The sequence below is a fragment of the Streptomyces iconiensis genome, assembly GCF_028657195.3.
Classification (GTDB): domain Bacteria; phylum Actinomycetota; class Actinomycetes; order Streptomycetales; family Streptomycetaceae; genus Streptomyces; species Streptomyces iconiensis.
In genome coordinates, this window is record NZ_JANCPR020000008.1 from 257,495 (window position 1) to 270,331 (window position 12,837).

Annotated in this window: 28 protein-coding genes; 25 read left to right on the plus strand and 3 right to left on the minus strand. The window is 69.6% G+C overall.

Translation table 11 applies throughout. The annotated features are described in order from the left end of the window. Positions 1 to 43: 43 nt before the first annotated feature. The 3 genes from NMN56_RS10810 to NMN56_RS10820 all read right to left on the minus strand — a co-directional run bounded on the left by NMN56_RS10810 (position 44) and on the right by NMN56_RS10820 (position 2,515). A complete protein-coding gene (locus NMN56_RS10810; protein WP_274038965.1) occupies positions 44 to 1,312 on the minus strand; it encodes a tyrosine-type recombinase/integrase in 1,269 nt (422 codons plus the stop codon). Then, complete coding sequence (locus NMN56_RS10815) at positions 1,282 to 1,731, minus strand: ImmA/IrrE family metallo-endopeptidase (protein WP_274038966.1); 450 nt, start codon at positions 1,729 to 1,731, stop codon at positions 1,282 to 1,284. Before NMN56_RS10815 ends, NMN56_RS10810 begins: the two co-directional genes overlap by 31 nt. A 232-nt stretch (positions 1,732 to 1,963) precedes the next feature. After that, on the minus strand, positions 1,964 to 2,515 hold the full coding sequence (locus tag NMN56_RS10820) for a hypothetical protein (RefSeq protein ID WP_274038967.1): 552 nt from the start codon (positions 2,513 to 2,515) through the stop codon (positions 1,964 to 1,966). A 173-nt stretch (positions 2,516 to 2,688) separates the two neighbouring features. On the opposite strand from NMN56_RS10820, the gene NMN56_RS10825 reads away from it, so the two are divergent. The 25 genes from NMN56_RS10825 (at position 2,689) to NMN56_RS10945 (ending at position 12,579) form a co-directional block, all read left to right on the plus strand. Further along, the gene (locus NMN56_RS10825) at positions 2,689 to 2,937 is read left to right on the plus strand and encodes a helix-turn-helix domain-containing protein (protein WP_274038968.1); all 249 of its coding nucleotides are present in this window, start codon (positions 2,689 to 2,691) and stop codon (positions 2,935 to 2,937) included. Beyond that, on the plus strand, positions 2,915 to 3,196 hold the full coding sequence (locus NMN56_RS10830; RefSeq protein WP_274039362.1) for a helix-turn-helix domain-containing protein: 282 nt from the start codon (positions 2,915 to 2,917) through the stop codon (positions 3,194 to 3,196). Before NMN56_RS10825 ends, NMN56_RS10830 begins: the two co-directional genes overlap by 23 nt. An 84-nt stretch (positions 3,197 to 3,280) precedes the next feature. Beyond that, positions 3,281 to 3,613 (plus strand): hypothetical protein, encoded by a 333-nt coding sequence (locus tag NMN56_RS10835; protein ID WP_274038969.1) that lies wholly within the window; start codon positions 3,281 to 3,283, stop codon positions 3,611 to 3,613. Further along, a complete protein-coding gene (locus tag NMN56_RS10840) occupies positions 3,610 to 3,750 on the plus strand; it encodes a hypothetical protein (protein WP_274038970.1) in 141 nt (46 codons plus the stop codon). The genes NMN56_RS10835 and NMN56_RS10840 overlap by 4 nt, the downstream gene beginning before the upstream one ends. After that, a complete protein-coding gene (locus tag NMN56_RS10845; protein WP_274038971.1) occupies positions 3,747 to 3,875 on the plus strand; it encodes a hypothetical protein in 129 nt (42 codons plus the stop codon). Before NMN56_RS10840 ends, NMN56_RS10845 begins: the two co-directional genes overlap by 4 nt. Positions 3,876 to 3,880: 5 nt before the next feature. Further along, a complete protein-coding gene (locus tag NMN56_RS10850) occupies positions 3,881 to 4,090 on the plus strand; it encodes a hypothetical protein (protein ID WP_280842587.1) in 210 nt (69 codons plus the stop codon). Between the two features lie 16 nt (positions 4,091 to 4,106). Further along, positions 4,107 to 4,484: a hypothetical protein gene (locus NMN56_RS10855; protein ID WP_280842588.1), complete on the plus strand. Its 378-nt coding sequence runs from the start codon at positions 4,107 to 4,109 to the stop codon at positions 4,482 to 4,484. Next, on the plus strand, positions 4,481 to 4,891 hold the full coding sequence (locus NMN56_RS10860) for a hypothetical protein (protein WP_274038974.1): 411 nt from the start codon (positions 4,481 to 4,483) through the stop codon (positions 4,889 to 4,891). Before NMN56_RS10855 ends, NMN56_RS10860 begins: the two co-directional genes overlap by 4 nt. Next, positions 4,888 to 5,214: a hypothetical protein gene (locus NMN56_RS10865; protein WP_274038975.1), complete on the plus strand. Its 327-nt coding sequence runs from the start codon at positions 4,888 to 4,890 to the stop codon at positions 5,212 to 5,214. Before NMN56_RS10860 ends, NMN56_RS10865 begins: the two co-directional genes overlap by 4 nt. Further along, positions 5,207 to 5,617, plus strand: a complete 411-nt coding sequence (locus tag NMN56_RS10870) for a hypothetical protein (RefSeq protein ID WP_274038976.1) — start codon at positions 5,207 to 5,209, stop codon at positions 5,615 to 5,617. Before NMN56_RS10865 ends, NMN56_RS10870 begins: the two co-directional genes overlap by 8 nt. Next, positions 5,614 to 5,823, plus strand: a complete 210-nt coding sequence (locus NMN56_RS10875; RefSeq protein WP_274038977.1) for a hypothetical protein — start codon at positions 5,614 to 5,616, stop codon at positions 5,821 to 5,823. Before NMN56_RS10870 ends, NMN56_RS10875 begins: the two co-directional genes overlap by 4 nt. Beyond that, positions 5,820 to 6,020 carry a hypothetical protein gene (locus NMN56_RS10880; protein ID WP_274038978.1) on the plus strand — a complete coding sequence of 67 codons (201 nt, stop codon included), beginning with the start codon at positions 5,820 to 5,822 and terminating at the stop codon, positions 6,018 to 6,020. Before NMN56_RS10875 ends, NMN56_RS10880 begins: the two co-directional genes overlap by 4 nt. Further along, positions 6,017 to 6,400, plus strand: a complete 384-nt coding sequence (locus NMN56_RS10885; RefSeq protein ID WP_274038979.1) for a hypothetical protein — start codon at positions 6,017 to 6,019, stop codon at positions 6,398 to 6,400. Before NMN56_RS10880 ends, NMN56_RS10885 begins: the two co-directional genes overlap by 4 nt. Beyond that, complete coding sequence (locus NMN56_RS10890; protein WP_274038980.1) at positions 6,397 to 6,642, plus strand: hypothetical protein; 246 nt, start codon at positions 6,397 to 6,399, stop codon at positions 6,640 to 6,642. The genes NMN56_RS10885 and NMN56_RS10890 overlap by 4 nt, the downstream gene beginning before the upstream one ends. Next, complete coding sequence (locus NMN56_RS10895) at positions 6,639 to 7,577, plus strand: hypothetical protein (protein ID WP_274038981.1); 939 nt, start codon at positions 6,639 to 6,641, stop codon at positions 7,575 to 7,577. The genes NMN56_RS10890 and NMN56_RS10895 overlap by 4 nt, the downstream gene beginning before the upstream one ends. Beyond that, positions 7,577 to 8,707 (plus strand): recombination directionality factor, encoded by a 1,131-nt coding sequence (locus tag NMN56_RS10900; protein ID WP_274038982.1) that lies wholly within the window; start codon positions 7,577 to 7,579, stop codon positions 8,705 to 8,707. Before NMN56_RS10895 ends, NMN56_RS10900 begins: the two co-directional genes overlap by 1 nt. After that, the gene (locus NMN56_RS10905) at positions 8,704 to 9,435 is read left to right on the plus strand and encodes an exonuclease domain-containing protein (RefSeq protein ID WP_274038983.1); all 732 of its coding nucleotides are present in this window, start codon (positions 8,704 to 8,706) and stop codon (positions 9,433 to 9,435) included. Before NMN56_RS10900 ends, NMN56_RS10905 begins: the two co-directional genes overlap by 4 nt. Beyond that, a complete protein-coding gene (locus NMN56_RS10910; protein ID WP_274038984.1) occupies positions 9,432 to 9,722 on the plus strand; it encodes a hypothetical protein in 291 nt (96 codons plus the stop codon). The genes NMN56_RS10905 and NMN56_RS10910 overlap by 4 nt, the downstream gene beginning before the upstream one ends. Next, complete coding sequence (locus NMN56_RS10915) at positions 9,715 to 9,894, plus strand: hypothetical protein (protein ID WP_274038985.1); 180 nt, start codon at positions 9,715 to 9,717, stop codon at positions 9,892 to 9,894. Before NMN56_RS10910 ends, NMN56_RS10915 begins: the two co-directional genes overlap by 8 nt. Further along, positions 9,891 to 10,115, plus strand: coding sequence for a hypothetical protein (locus NMN56_RS10920; RefSeq protein WP_274038986.1), 225 nt, complete (start codon positions 9,891 to 9,893; stop codon positions 10,113 to 10,115). Before NMN56_RS10915 ends, NMN56_RS10920 begins: the two co-directional genes overlap by 4 nt. After that, a complete protein-coding gene (locus tag NMN56_RS10925) occupies positions 10,112 to 10,738 on the plus strand; it encodes a hypothetical protein (RefSeq protein WP_274038987.1) in 627 nt (208 codons plus the stop codon). The genes NMN56_RS10920 and NMN56_RS10925 overlap by 4 nt, the downstream gene beginning before the upstream one ends. Continuing rightward, positions 10,735 to 11,205 (plus strand): WhiB family transcriptional regulator, encoded by a 471-nt coding sequence (locus tag NMN56_RS10930; RefSeq protein ID WP_274038988.1) that lies wholly within the window; start codon positions 10,735 to 10,737, stop codon positions 11,203 to 11,205. The genes NMN56_RS10925 and NMN56_RS10930 overlap by 4 nt, the downstream gene beginning before the upstream one ends. Next, complete coding sequence (locus NMN56_RS10935; RefSeq protein WP_274038989.1) at positions 11,202 to 11,408, plus strand: hypothetical protein; 207 nt, start codon at positions 11,202 to 11,204, stop codon at positions 11,406 to 11,408. Before NMN56_RS10930 ends, NMN56_RS10935 begins: the two co-directional genes overlap by 4 nt. After that, positions 11,405 to 11,770, plus strand: coding sequence for a hypothetical protein (locus tag NMN56_RS10940; protein ID WP_274038990.1), 366 nt, complete (start codon positions 11,405 to 11,407; stop codon positions 11,768 to 11,770). The genes NMN56_RS10935 and NMN56_RS10940 overlap by 4 nt, the downstream gene beginning before the upstream one ends. Positions 11,771 to 11,775: 5 nt before the next feature. After that, positions 11,776 to 12,579 carry a DUF2303 family protein gene (locus NMN56_RS10945; RefSeq protein ID WP_274038991.1) on the plus strand — a complete coding sequence of 268 codons (804 nt, stop codon included), beginning with the start codon at positions 11,776 to 11,778 and terminating at the stop codon, positions 12,577 to 12,579. Positions 12,580 to 12,837: the final 258 nt, after the last annotated feature.

Below are 12,837 nucleotides of genomic sequence, written 5' to 3' on the forward strand. Positions count from 1 at the left end.
TGCGTTGATCCACATCCCGCAAGGGAGTTCTGAGGGAGAAGCGCTAGAGATCTTGAAACCAGTCATCCATGGCGGCCCGCCCTCGACCGTCCGCCTCAGGCATCATGTGCGCGTAGATCCGCAACGTGATCGCCGGGTCCTTGTGGCCTAGCCACTTCGATACTGCCACGATCGTCTCTCGGGCGTGAAGCTGCACGCTCGCGAACGTATGCCGCAGTACGTGGAATCCATCCTCCCGCGCCTCCGCGTACTTCTTGACCGGGCGCTGCCGCTTCCCTTGCCGCACGGTCTCCGGCGGCGGGATGACCCCTGCCGCGGCGAGCGCAGGCTTCCATTGCCGCAGGTTCCAACTGTCCCGGCGCAGGGCCGTACCGCTCGGGGTCGTGAACAACAGACGGTAAGTCTGCGGTGCGCGTTCCTTCGTGTCGCGCTCCGTCTGCGGAGGTGCCGAGTCCCCCCAGGGAAGGGTGATCTCTACCGGGGGAAACGCCGCTATGTGCTCACGCAGACGTCTCCGCACATGAGCGGACGCCGGGACCGTGCGCGTCTTTTGCCCTTTGGGGAGAGCGAACACGAGCTTCGCGCCGAGCTTCTTCACCTGCCGGCGCACGTGGATCACCTCGGCGGCATCGTCGATGTCGCCCTCGGCGAGTCCGAAGACCTCTCCCTGTCGCATGCCGACCCCGACGCCGACATCCACCGTGGCCCTGTACCGAGGAGCAAGCGAGGCCCGGACGAGACGGATGCGATCCCGAGCCCACGGTTGGACCCGTCGCTCGGGAACGACCGGCAACACGACCGTCTTGGTCTTGCACGGATTCTTCCGTATGCGCTCATCATCGACCGCGTGTTGAAGCACGGCGGAGAGATAGCCCCACACCTCGTGCGTAGTCGCCGGACCGAGCCGAGGCTCCAGATCCTTGATGAAGCCGCGCAGCTCTGGCGCCTTGAGCGCGGCGAGTCGCTGGTCACCCAGCAGGGTGTCGACATGGTCGAGTCGGCTGCGGACCGTTGCAGCGGTGCCCGGGTCGCCGCTCGGCCGGTTCGGCAGATACTCAGTCCGGATGTACGTTCGGAGCGTCATCGCCCCGCGGGCCGGGTCCAGAAAGTCGCCCGTGTTGGTCTCGTGTTCAGCCTTGGCCTTCCAGCGCTTCGCGGCGTCGATGGTCTCGAAGCTTTTCCTGCGGACGCCGGGTATCCCGCACACCCGGTAGCGCTTGGTATTGCTGCCGTACAGCGTGGTCCGCTCGCGCTTGCCGGTCTCCTTGTTCGGGCGCTTCTTCAGCCACCGATCTTCGATGTAGCCGGCCACGGCCACCCCTCCCCTTCGAGGTCGCGGAGGCGGATACGGAGCACGCGTTCGGTGACGCGCAGGTCGTGCGCAGCCAGGCGTATCTCGTCGGCCCACTGAGCGACCTCGCACAGGTCCGATATAGCCACCAACTTACGGGCCGCTTCGAGATCGGCGTCGCGTTCTTGCCGAACCGCCAAGACCCCCGTGGCGCACCCGTCATGACCGGCGAGCACATGCTCCACCTCGTGCGCCAGGACGCAACGTTCCTGGACCGTGCTGAGACCGGAAGCGATCACGATCTTCCGCCTGCTGTGTGACCAGACCCCCCACGTATCGCGCAGCCAGGTCCGGATCACGGTGACTCCGAGCAGGTCCAGCGCGTGATGTGGTGAGTAATGCCTGCCTGTCTCAATGAGGAACGGCTCGGCCGCAGACATGGAAACGCCCCCTCGTGATGCATGGTGCACGTGCGGCGCTGGGGAGGCGTGAACGTACATGTGTACCTGATGTGCCGTAAGCAAAGGAAGGAAAGAACAGGAAAACGTTCAACTTTCTTCCTAAACCTGCGCGTTGGTGGATCAAGCGGCCACACCAACATCACCCACCGCCTGGCCAGGGCGACACCTGGAGTACGAGACGAGACTCGGCACGGGGTAGAGGGTTGTACGGCTACTCGCCGTCGAGGGCCCGTGCGATGCGATGAGCGTCGTCCACGGCCGCGCCCTCACCCTCGGCGTGCGGGCGGTACGCGGCGAGCCCGTAACTCCGCGCCGACGGCAGCGATGCGACGAGCTGGTCGGCGAGCCGGTCGAACTCGTCGCGCAGGTGGGGGTCCCCGCCTAGCGCAACGACACCGCGGGAGAACGCATACACCGCGGGGAGCATCTCCAGCAGGCCGGCGCGTGTGAGGCGGGCAGTCGTTGATCCGAGGTCCGCACTCTTGGCAGAGGTCAGGACGGCGGCGGGGTCTTCACCGGCAAGGATGCGGTCGACCCAGCCGGGCTTCCAGCCGAGTGCGGCCACGATGAGTTCGGTCGAGGGGAACTTGTCATCCAGTTCGGGGACATCTCCACGCTCGATCGCGCCGATGGTCCGAGCCGAGACCTTGTGTCCGTTCTCCCTGATGCGCTGAGACAGCTTCTCCATGCTGGAGAAGCCTTTCTTGATGCGGTCGTCACGGATGGCTCTGCCGAGGGCGGCGTATGCCTGGGCTCGGTCCATGTGACGGTCCACCGTCCGGTTGGGCAACAGGAAGCAACGACAGGCACAACCTATCAAGATCGTTTCACTTGGGGCAGTCAGGTTCCAGTCGTTGACCTGCACGCTTCCCACTTTTGCCAACTACTGCCGATGAAACTCTTGCGCACCTTCCTATACCTGCCTACTCTTGCCATATGCAAGCGCGAGGATGCGAGATCCGGCGCCAGCGCGAGGAGAGCGGCTATGGCCTGACGGCCTTCGCCGGGCGGATCGGCATCTCACCCTCGTGGCTCTCCCGGGTCGAACGAGACCAAGCCAACCCAAGCCCTGACCTGCTCAGACGCATCGCACTTGAGCTGGATGGCGAGCAGCAGGCCAGGGTCGCGATCTCCCGGATCGCCCACACCCACGAGGGACGTGATGGAGACAACCCAGCGGACTGAAGAGTCCCCCCACCTCACGGTTGCCGAGCTGGCAGCCCGCTGGCACACGACCGAGAACGCCATCTACCACCTTCGGCATCGGCGGAAGTTGCCACCGGCAATTTCAGGTGGCCGAAAGCTCCTGTGGCCGCGCACGGCGATCGAGGAATACGAGGCCGGCGAGATAGCGACCGACCCGCAGAGCCCGCTCAACGACCCGGTCGACGCGCCGGTCGAGCGGAAGCGCGGGCAGCGCCGAGTGCGCCGCACCGCGGCCTGACCCGCATGAAGCGGGGCCGTCCGCCCTGCCAGGCGTGACGACCCCTGACCTCACCACACCACCATCAGAAAGAGAGGTAAGGCCGTGATCGCACAGCCTACCGACGCCCACCGCGACGCACTGACGACCACGTTCGACACCGCCAAACAGATCGTCCAGGACTCGCCGGACCTCCCGGACGACGTCAGGCTCAAGTGGAACTTCCGGGGCGACTACACCCTGGACCTGTACTTCCACCACGCGCCGGACAGGGTGGCCAGCTTCGCCGCCGCGTTCGACGCGGAGGTGAGCACCACCCCGCACATGACCGATGAGGCCATGGTCATGACCGAGGCCAACACCATTGTCGCCGGGGTCCCGGTCCACGCCTGGTCCCTGAACGACGGTGTGGTCAAGACCGAGCAGGTGGCGGCGTGAGCAGCCGTGGGGACGAGAACACACCCGATGACGTGACCGTCGCGGCGGGGTTCCGGGAGCTGGCGCAGGACTTGCTGAGCGAGCCGGACCCGGAGCCCGCGCCTGAGCACGGCGCGGTTGAGGACGGCGAGTCGTGACCCGGCCTCAGTACGACGCTGACGTCGTGGTCGTGGATGACCAGCTGATCGCGGATTCGCAGGAGAGCCAGACCGCCTCGGAGTCGCAGCCGGAGTGTCCCGTCGATGAGGCGGGTGCGGAGTGACCGGCATGGCCATTCTCTGCCTGTCGACCTCCGTGTACTCGGCGGGGTTCATCCCGACGTTGCTGGTGGGCACGGAGCCCCCGGCCTGGCTGCTGTCCGCCGTGGCTCGTACGGCTGACACCGCAGCGCATACGCGCCAGCGGGTCGCGCTCGATGTCTGTGCGCTCGCGCTTCTCCTCTCTCTTGATCCCGCGAAGGGGGTCACCCATGCCTGACCGGAAGAAACGGCCGTTGCCTGAGACCACGCGCCCCGAGCTGTCGGTGACGCTCGCGGCTGACTGGATGTCGGCACGACTGCGCGCCGACGACATCATCAAGAACCTCCTGATCTCGCTGGCCGAGGCGTGGACCGCCTCGGACGGCGCGGTGATGGACGCCCTCGACGCTCTGGCGGAGGCCCTCCAGGGGGACCCGTCGCCGAAGGAGTTGGACGCGTTGGTGCAGGCGTTGGAGGGCGTGACCGACGGCGAGGAGTACGCGCGTCTCGACCTGGCAGACGCTGAGCGCCTGCGGGCCGAACTGGACAAGGCGATCCCGAAGCTCGCCCGCTTCGGCCCGAGCCCGAGTCCGGCCTTCGTTCGCCCGGCGTTGAAGGTCGTGACCACGTGAAGGCCCGCGACGCACACGAGGTGCTGTACGACGCGCTCGTCGCGTTCCAGGAGACGGCGCACCTTTCGTCTCTTCAGCACGCGCAGGTCAGGCAGCACCTCGCCGAGCACCTGGCGGAGGCGCTGCACGCCGCAGGGTTCGCTCAGGCGGCGGTGGTTCGGCGGGAGTCGGCGGCCGAGATCGAGCGGCTGACCACGCTGGCCCACCGGCTCACGGAGCGGCTCGCCGAGGCGCAGGACGCGTCTGAGGGCCGGGACCGGGACGACCAGGCGCGTACGGGTGGGGCCCGGCTGGACAAGCTGCGTCCCTACGGGCGGTTGACGGCGCGGTGTTTCCCGGATCCGGCGAGGCGCGCTGCGTGGCGGCTGCTTCAGGACGACGCCGTGATGGGCGGTGAGTCGGCATGACCGGCACACCGATGACGCCCGAGCGGGAGCAGGCGGTCCGCGACGAGGTGCTGGGCGAGGCAGAGAAGGACACCCGCCAGGGCGAGTCCACTCCCGACTTCTTCCAGCCCGGCCACACCTACGCCGAGGACGACGGCATCACCGACTGGCGATTCCGCTGCGACTCCGTCACTACCCACCCCGAGGACGGTGAGCGAACAGCCCTCGGCTGGCGTCACTTCCGTGGCGAGTGGGAGCCGTATGCCTACGGCGTGGACGACTGGGAGATCCACCAGTACGTCGGTCACACCGACGTCGCCGAGGTGGGTGAGCGTCGTGGTTGAGACACCGATGACGCCCGAGCGGTGGGCGGAGATCCGGTCGCTGGATCTGCTGGCGCTGATGCCGGAGCGTGCCGCAGCGGTGATGGGCGTCGCGCTGAGGGACCTCATCGACGAGGTCGAGCGCTCGCGCGCCGAGGTGGAGGACCTGGAGCAGGAGCGGGACAAGCTGATCCGCTGGCACGCCGAGGACGAGCGGACCGCCGCCGCGAGGCGCGCAACGATCACGCACCTGCGTGCCGAGTTGGCGGCCCGCCCCACCCGCGAGGCGGTCCTGCGCGAGGCGAAGAACGTGCTCATGGCGCACGCGGACCGGGTGGACGGAAGTGGACTGCGGCGGGAGTGGCGTAAGGCCGCCAGCGTTCTGGGCGAGCGCGCCGACGCCGCCGGGCGGGGTGCGTCGTGAGCGCCCGCGAGGAGATCGCCGCCCGGCTCTGGCAGGTCATACCGAGCAGCGACGACGCCGAAGCCCACGCGGCGGCGGGCCGGATGCTCGACGCCTACCGCGCCGAGGTGCTCCGCGAGGCCGAGGCTGGGCCGTGTGACTGCGCTGGGCGAGCAGCAGCAAAGCTCCGCGCCATCCTCGCCCCCACCAAGGACGGTGGACAGTGACCGCCCTCCTGTGGGCCCTGACCATCTGGACAGCCGCCGCACTCGCCGCCGCCCCCCTATGGACCCGCACCCAACACCGCCGCCGCCAGGCACAACAGGCCCTGCACGACGCGGACGTCCATGCATCCATGCCTGAACTGCTGGACGAGATCCACCGGTTGCAGGTGCCGCGCGCCGACGACGGGAGCCCGCGATGAGCCGCCCCGTCAAACGCCCTCGCGCCGACCACGCCGCCGCCGTACGCCACCTGCGAGCCCACCCCGGCATGTGGTCCGAGCTGTCCACACACCGCGTGGGCTACGCCGCACGACAGCTCGCACACCGCATCCACACCGCCTACCGGCTGCCGCACTACGAGCCCGCCGGCGCGTACGAGGCACAGGTCGCCGACCGCGACGACACCTCGATCGTCATCGTCCGCTGGCTCGGGCCGCACCGTGAGGCCGCTCTGCGTAAGGCCGCTGCGCTGGCCGCCGTCCGTGCCGGAGCGCCGCTGCCCTCCCGCAACTCGTCCCACCGCGCCGCGCCGGGAGTCCCCGGCGTGCAGCGCAACACCCGTACCGGAGGACCCCGATGAACGGGCCCGAGCACTACCTCGAAGCCGACGCCTGCGAGGGCGAGTTCTCCGAACTCAACCCGCACTCCGGAGCCAAGCGACCCGTCCACGAGACCAGCGCCGATGTCTCCCGCACCTGCCCCGTGTGCCACTGGCACACCTCCGTCTGGCACACCGCCGACGGCTCCGCCGACGCCGAGCTGCACGACCACGTCACCCGCCTGCACAGCGGGAGCTACGAGAAGGCGAGTACGCCCCGATGACGACCACCGCGCAGGCCGGGGCTCAGGCCCCGGCCGCCAGCCGCAAGGCCCGCACGAAGAAGCCCACCCCCACCGGCGCCGACCGCATCCCCAAGCCCTCCCAAGGCTGGTACCGCGACCCCATCACCGGCGACAAACTCCGCCGCGTCACCACCATCCTCGAACAGGGCTGCACCAAGGGCGACGCCCTCACCACCTGGGCCGGGAACATCACCGCCGAGACCGCCATGGAGCACCTGCCCCGCCTCGTCGCCGCCTCCCGCGTGCCCGAGGAACGCGCCGAGATCACCACGTGGCTCAAGCGCGCCCACCACCGCAAGAAGGACGAACGCAAGGACGTCGGCACCGCCGTCCACACACTCATCGAGGCACACGTGCTCGGCACGCCGGTCCCCGAAGAGCTGCTCAACGATGACGAACTGGCCCCTTTCCTGCGGCACTTCGAGCGGTTCGTCGAGGAGTGGCAGGTCGACTTCGAGGCATCCGAGATGGTCGTCGGCCACCGAGAGCACGGCTACGCCGGAACACTCGACTACCTGCTGCGCTCTCCGCTGGTTGCTGCCGCGCTGGCCGCGCGCTTCGAGACCGACATACCACCGCGGTCGACCTTCATGGGCGACACCAAGACCGGCGGCGAGCTGGACATCAAGGGCGTCTATCCAGAGGCCAGCCTCCAGATGTCCGCGTACCGCAAGGCCGAGATCGCGTGGCTGCGGGACGGCTCGACCGTTCCGATGCCCGACACCTCCTGGGCCGGGGTGGTGCTGCACCTGCGGCCGGAGGGCTACCGGCTGATCCCGGCCGTCGCCGACGACGCCGTCTTCGAAGCGTTCCTGACGGTCAAGCGGAACGCCGAGTGGACATCCGGCCTGTCCAAGAAGGTCATCGGCTCCGCCCTCACCCTCCCCACCGCGACTGAAGAGAGGGCTGCCTGATGCCCATCATCCATCTCCAACGCCGCATGCGGCAGCTCGGCGAGATCCGCATCGGACACGTCGTCGCCGGAACGACCAAGGACGGTAAGGCGTACACCCGCCCCGCCAAGCTCGACACGTTCCGCTTCACCAGCCCCTCCCACGAAATCCTCACCTCCGTCGCCGAGCTGTACGGCGGAGAGGTACAGCCCTGGACCCCAGCGAACGGCGGCCCCAGCGAGTTCGAGGTGTACTCCACCACGAAACGGCTGCCTGTCCTGATCCCCCCGAACGACTCCGTATCCCAGTGGTACGAGCTGTACGCCGGATCCAAGTGCCAGCGCCGATGCGACGGCGTCACCGAGCACAAGAAAGACCGGCCGTGCATGTGCAACCCGGACAAGCGAGAGTGCTCCATCACCACCCGCGTCAACGTCATGCTCCGAGACGTACCCGCGCTCGGCCAGTGGCTGCTGATCACCAAGGGCTACTACGCCGCAACGGAGTTGCCACCCGCCGCCGAGCTGCTCGCGCAGTCCGGCGGATACGTCGCCGGGTGGCTCGGCATGGAGGAGAAACTCGTCCAACGCGACGAGGGCCCCGCCCGCTTCATGGTCCCCACCCTCGACGTGGAGATCACCCCAGCTGCGCTGATGGCCGGACAGACCGTCGGCGCCCCGCCGGCAGTAGCTGCGGGCCCGGAGCGCGTCGCCATCACCGGTGGACGGCCTGACTACGCGGCGCTGTTGGCCGAGGCATCCACGCGGGAAGAGGTCGGCGCGCTGTGGAAGCACGCGAAGAGGGCCGGTCACATGGACGACGCGCTCGCGGCAGCGATCACGGCACGGGCTGAGGCGCTCGGCGCGACCGTCAAGAAGTCCGCCCCGGAACAGGCTGAGGCCGGGCCGCCTCCGGTCGACGTCGAGCCCGTCCCGGATGAGGACGGTGCGGTCGACGTCGAGGTCATCGAGGACGACGGCGACGTGGCCGAGATCTGGTTCCAGATCATCGCCACCGCCGGAACGCACGGCATGACGACCGCCCAGGTCGAGGAGGAGTTCGCCAGCCAGCACGAGGGCCTGCACCCCTCGACCGCCAGCGTGGACAAGCTGCGCGCGTTCCTCGCCGTCCTCAAGGGGGCGAAGGCATGAGCTGGCACCTCGGCCGCCTGTGCGGCTTTGATCTGGAGACCACCGGGGTCGACGTCGAGTCGGACCGCATCGTCACCGCCTGCGTTGTGCAGTGCGGCGGCAAGCACCCCACCCAGTCCGCAACCTGGATTGCGAACCCCGGCGTGGAGATCCCCGCCGAGGCCACCGCCGTGCACGGCATAACCACCGAGCAGGCACGCGCCGAGGGGCAGCCTGCGGGGCAGGTCGTCGAACAGGTCGTCGCGGCGCTCACCCACGCCATAGGGGCTGGGCTGCCCGTTGTGGCGATGAACGCTGGCTTCGACTTGACCATGCTCGATCGGGAGGCCCGCAGACACCGCGTGTACCCCCTCGCCGACACTTCCGTCGGCGACGAGCTGCGCGTCGTTGACCCGCGTGTTCTGGACAAGGCCGCCGACCGGTACCGGCGGGGCGGCCGGAAGCTCGAAGACCTCTGCCGCCACTACTCCGTGGCCCTGGACGGCGCGCACAGCGCGGACGCCGACGCCCTCGCCGCGTGCCGCGTCGCCTGGCGGCTGGGGTCGACCCGGCCGGAGCTGGCCGCGATGGACATCGAGGCCCTGCACCACGCACAGATCGCGTGGGCCGCCGAGCAGGCGGCCGGGCTGCGCGCGTACTTCGAGAAGACCCCCGGCAAGGAACACCTCGCCGCCGGCGTCCGCCCGGAGTGGCCGCTGATTCCCGCGCAGGGGGTGAGCGAGACGTGACCGCCGATCAGATCGAGGGCGTGGCCACGCTGTCCGCCCTGCCTGCACTGGCACTGCTGGCCTACCTCATCGAGCGGGCCCGGCTGGCGCTGAGGCCCGGCGCCGGGACCCACCGCGCCCTGTACGCCACGGCGCCCGAGGAGGTGCCGGAGGGGTGGCAGCCGACCGAGTGGCGCGACTGCATCAACCCGGCATGCGGCTGCCTGCACGCACCTCACTTCGCACATCTCGACGGCACCCACACCTGCGCCGAGTGCCACCACACGAGCGGAGGCCGGGATGCCTGAGCTGTGCTCCGAGAACCTCGGCCGCGTGGGCCTGGAGCGCGAACAGCGCCGCGACGCATCCCGGTACGTACTGCGTCACGCACGCTCCCGGGCCGACCTGCGGCACCTACTGGACGCCCTCGGCCTCACCACGAGCGAGCCCGAGACCCACAGCGAGGACGACGCGTCATGACTCTCTTCAGGCTCGCCCTCGACCACCCGCTGCTGGTCAGCCTGCTCCTCCTCACCGGCGTCGTGTTCTGGATCGTCGGCGCGGTCGCTATCACCACCGGCCTGATCCGGGCCGGGATCTGGGCATGGCGTGCCGCCACCGGACGCCAGCGTCGCGGGCGTCACCGCGTCCTCGCGACCGCCGACGTCCCCGAAGAGCCCCACGTCAAGGAGCAAGTGTGAACGCGCTCTTCCCTGCCCCGCCGCCCGCCGCTCCCGAGCGGGCGGCGGCCCCCGGGCCCGGCCCGCTCGTCATCGGCATCGACCCCTCCCTCACCTCCACCGGCATCGCCGGATCCGACTGGGCCGACGCACTCCGGCCCACGAAGCTGACCGGCCACGCGCGCTTCGACTGGCTCATACGCGAGGTCACCGACCGCACCAAGCACGCGGACCTCGTCGTCATCGAAGGCCCGGCGTATGGGCAGCAGTTGCAGGCCGGACACCACGAACGGGCCGGGCTCTGGTGGGCGATCACCCACGCCATGTGGCGCCGCGACATCCCGTACGCCGTGGTCAACCCCCACAACCGCACCATCTACGCCACCGGCGCCGCCAACCCCGCCAAGGACGAACCCAAGGACAAGCGAGCCCGGATCGCGAAGGGCATGGTGCACACCTTCGTCGTCGAGCAGCTCGGCATCTGGTGCGAGGGCCCCGGCCGGTACGACGCCGCCGACGCCGCCACGCTCGCCGCGATGGGCGCCGACTGGCTCGGCTACCCGCCGCTTCTCCTGCCTGAACGCCAGCACCGGGCACTCGCCGGCGTCCGCTGGCCCAACACCACCCCGGCGGTGGCCGAGTGACCCGAGCCGAACTCGCCGACCACACCCGCTCTCTCTACCGCGCAGGACTCCACGACCACGAGATCGCCGCCCGCCTCGGCACCTCACAGCGCACCGTGCTCCGCCTCCGTCACACTCCGCCGCCCACCAGCGAGGTGGCCATGCACATCGAAAAACCCCGCGCCGCCTCCGGCTGGCACCGGCACAGCGCCTGCACCCGCCCCACCCCCGTGGTCGCGGACTGGTCCGGCGACGGCGACACCACCGAAAGCATCGCCGCCCAGAACATCTGCCATCTGCGCTGCCCCGTCCGAGCGCTGTGCCTGGCCGAAGCGATGCACGTCGAGGGCGCCGCGCGCACCCGGGACCGCGGCAGCATCGCAGGCGGTCTCAACCCCCAGCAGCGCAACGCGCTCTACCGCACACTGCGCGACCGCCAGCACAGGGCGGCCGACGACCCCGGCGCGCGCGGCCAGGCGGCGGCATGAGCGCCCCGGCACGGGCCCGCTACCTCGACGCGATCCTCCGCATCGTCGCCGAGCCACGCCCAGCCGCCCACTACCAGTGCCTGCGCTGCCCCTACACCGCCAGCGCCCGCGGCAAAGAGAAGGCCACCGCGCTCGCCGCCACCATCCGCACCACCCACCGAGCCCACTGCCCGGCCAACCAGAAGGAGAGCACGACACCGTGACCGACCAGCCCACTCAACAGCCCGCCGAGCGCGCGGACATCGCCGCGTTCCTCGCCAGCCACCTCAACGGCCGCACCGACGAGGAACTCTCCACCGAGTTCCACCAGCTGCTCGACGCCGTCCGTACCCACGGCAAGAAAGGCGAGCTGCGCATCACCGTCATCGTCGAACCGCCGGCGAACGGCGTGGAGTCCGCGCCGCTGCCCATCGGCGTCGAGTCCGCGGTAAAGGCGCCCAAGCCGACGCCTGTGAAGTCCCTGTACTTCCTCGACGAGGAGGGCCTCCCCGTACGCGAGGACCCCCGCCAGATGGCCATCGAGTTCCGCACCGCCCACGCCACCGACACCTTCAAGGACGCCTGATCCCCGTGACCGACAACCTTCAGCCCGTCATCGACACCGCGCTGCGTACCGCCCCGCCCGCCGAGCTGGAGCCCGGCAAGGTGTACGCCTTCCACACCCCCACCGGCATCCACAAGGTCGACCTCACCGGGCCCGAATACCGCGACTTCCCCGCCCGCAAGACCGGCACCACCACCGTCCGGGACGTCGACTCCTTCCGCGCCTACTGGGACAAGCACCACGGCGAGCACAGCGAGGTCTACGCCGACACCGAACGACTCACCGTCACCGCCGTCCTCGACGCCCACGAACCCGACGCACCCCGCTGGGGCGCGCACCGCCTCGCCCTCGCCCTGCGCACCACCGACGCGTGGAAACAGTGGATGACCTCCGACGGGCAGCTCCTCGGACAGGAAGACTTCGCCGAGTTCCTGGAGGACCACCTCCCCGAACTCCTGGAGCCCTCCGCCGCGGACATGCTGGAGATCGCCCAGTCTCTCCAGGCCGCCACCAAGGTCGATTTCCAGTCCGGCGTCCGCCTCGCCTCCGGACAGCGGCAGTTCCAGTACGTCGAGACCACCACGACCAAGGCCGGGCAGAAGGGCCAGCTCACCGTCCCCGAGACCTTCGTCGTCGGTCTCGTGCCGTTCGAGGGCTCCGAGGGCTACCGACTCACCGCGCGCCTGCGCTACCGCATCACCGACCGCGGCCTGCGCATGGGCTACAAGCTGGAGCGGCCCACCGACATCCTGCACACCGCCTTCACGGACGTCGTCACCGCGATCGGCGCGCAGATCAAGCAACCCGTCATGAACGGCCAGCCCACCTGATGTCCGGGCGACCCCGCAGGACGGGCGGCGCCGACTCCCGCTGCCCGTCCTGCGGGGCGCCCACCCTCACCCAATGGGTCGGCCGCGTGGCCGCGCTGAAAGTCACCGTCGACCTCACCCCGCTCACCCCACAGCAGCAGGCCGAGACCCGCGCCCCCAACCACCTCATCTGGTGCCTCCACCACCAGACCACCGGCCCACCCGAACTCCGCTGGATCGACACCCCCCCCCCCCACAGGCCCCCCCCCCCCCCCCCCC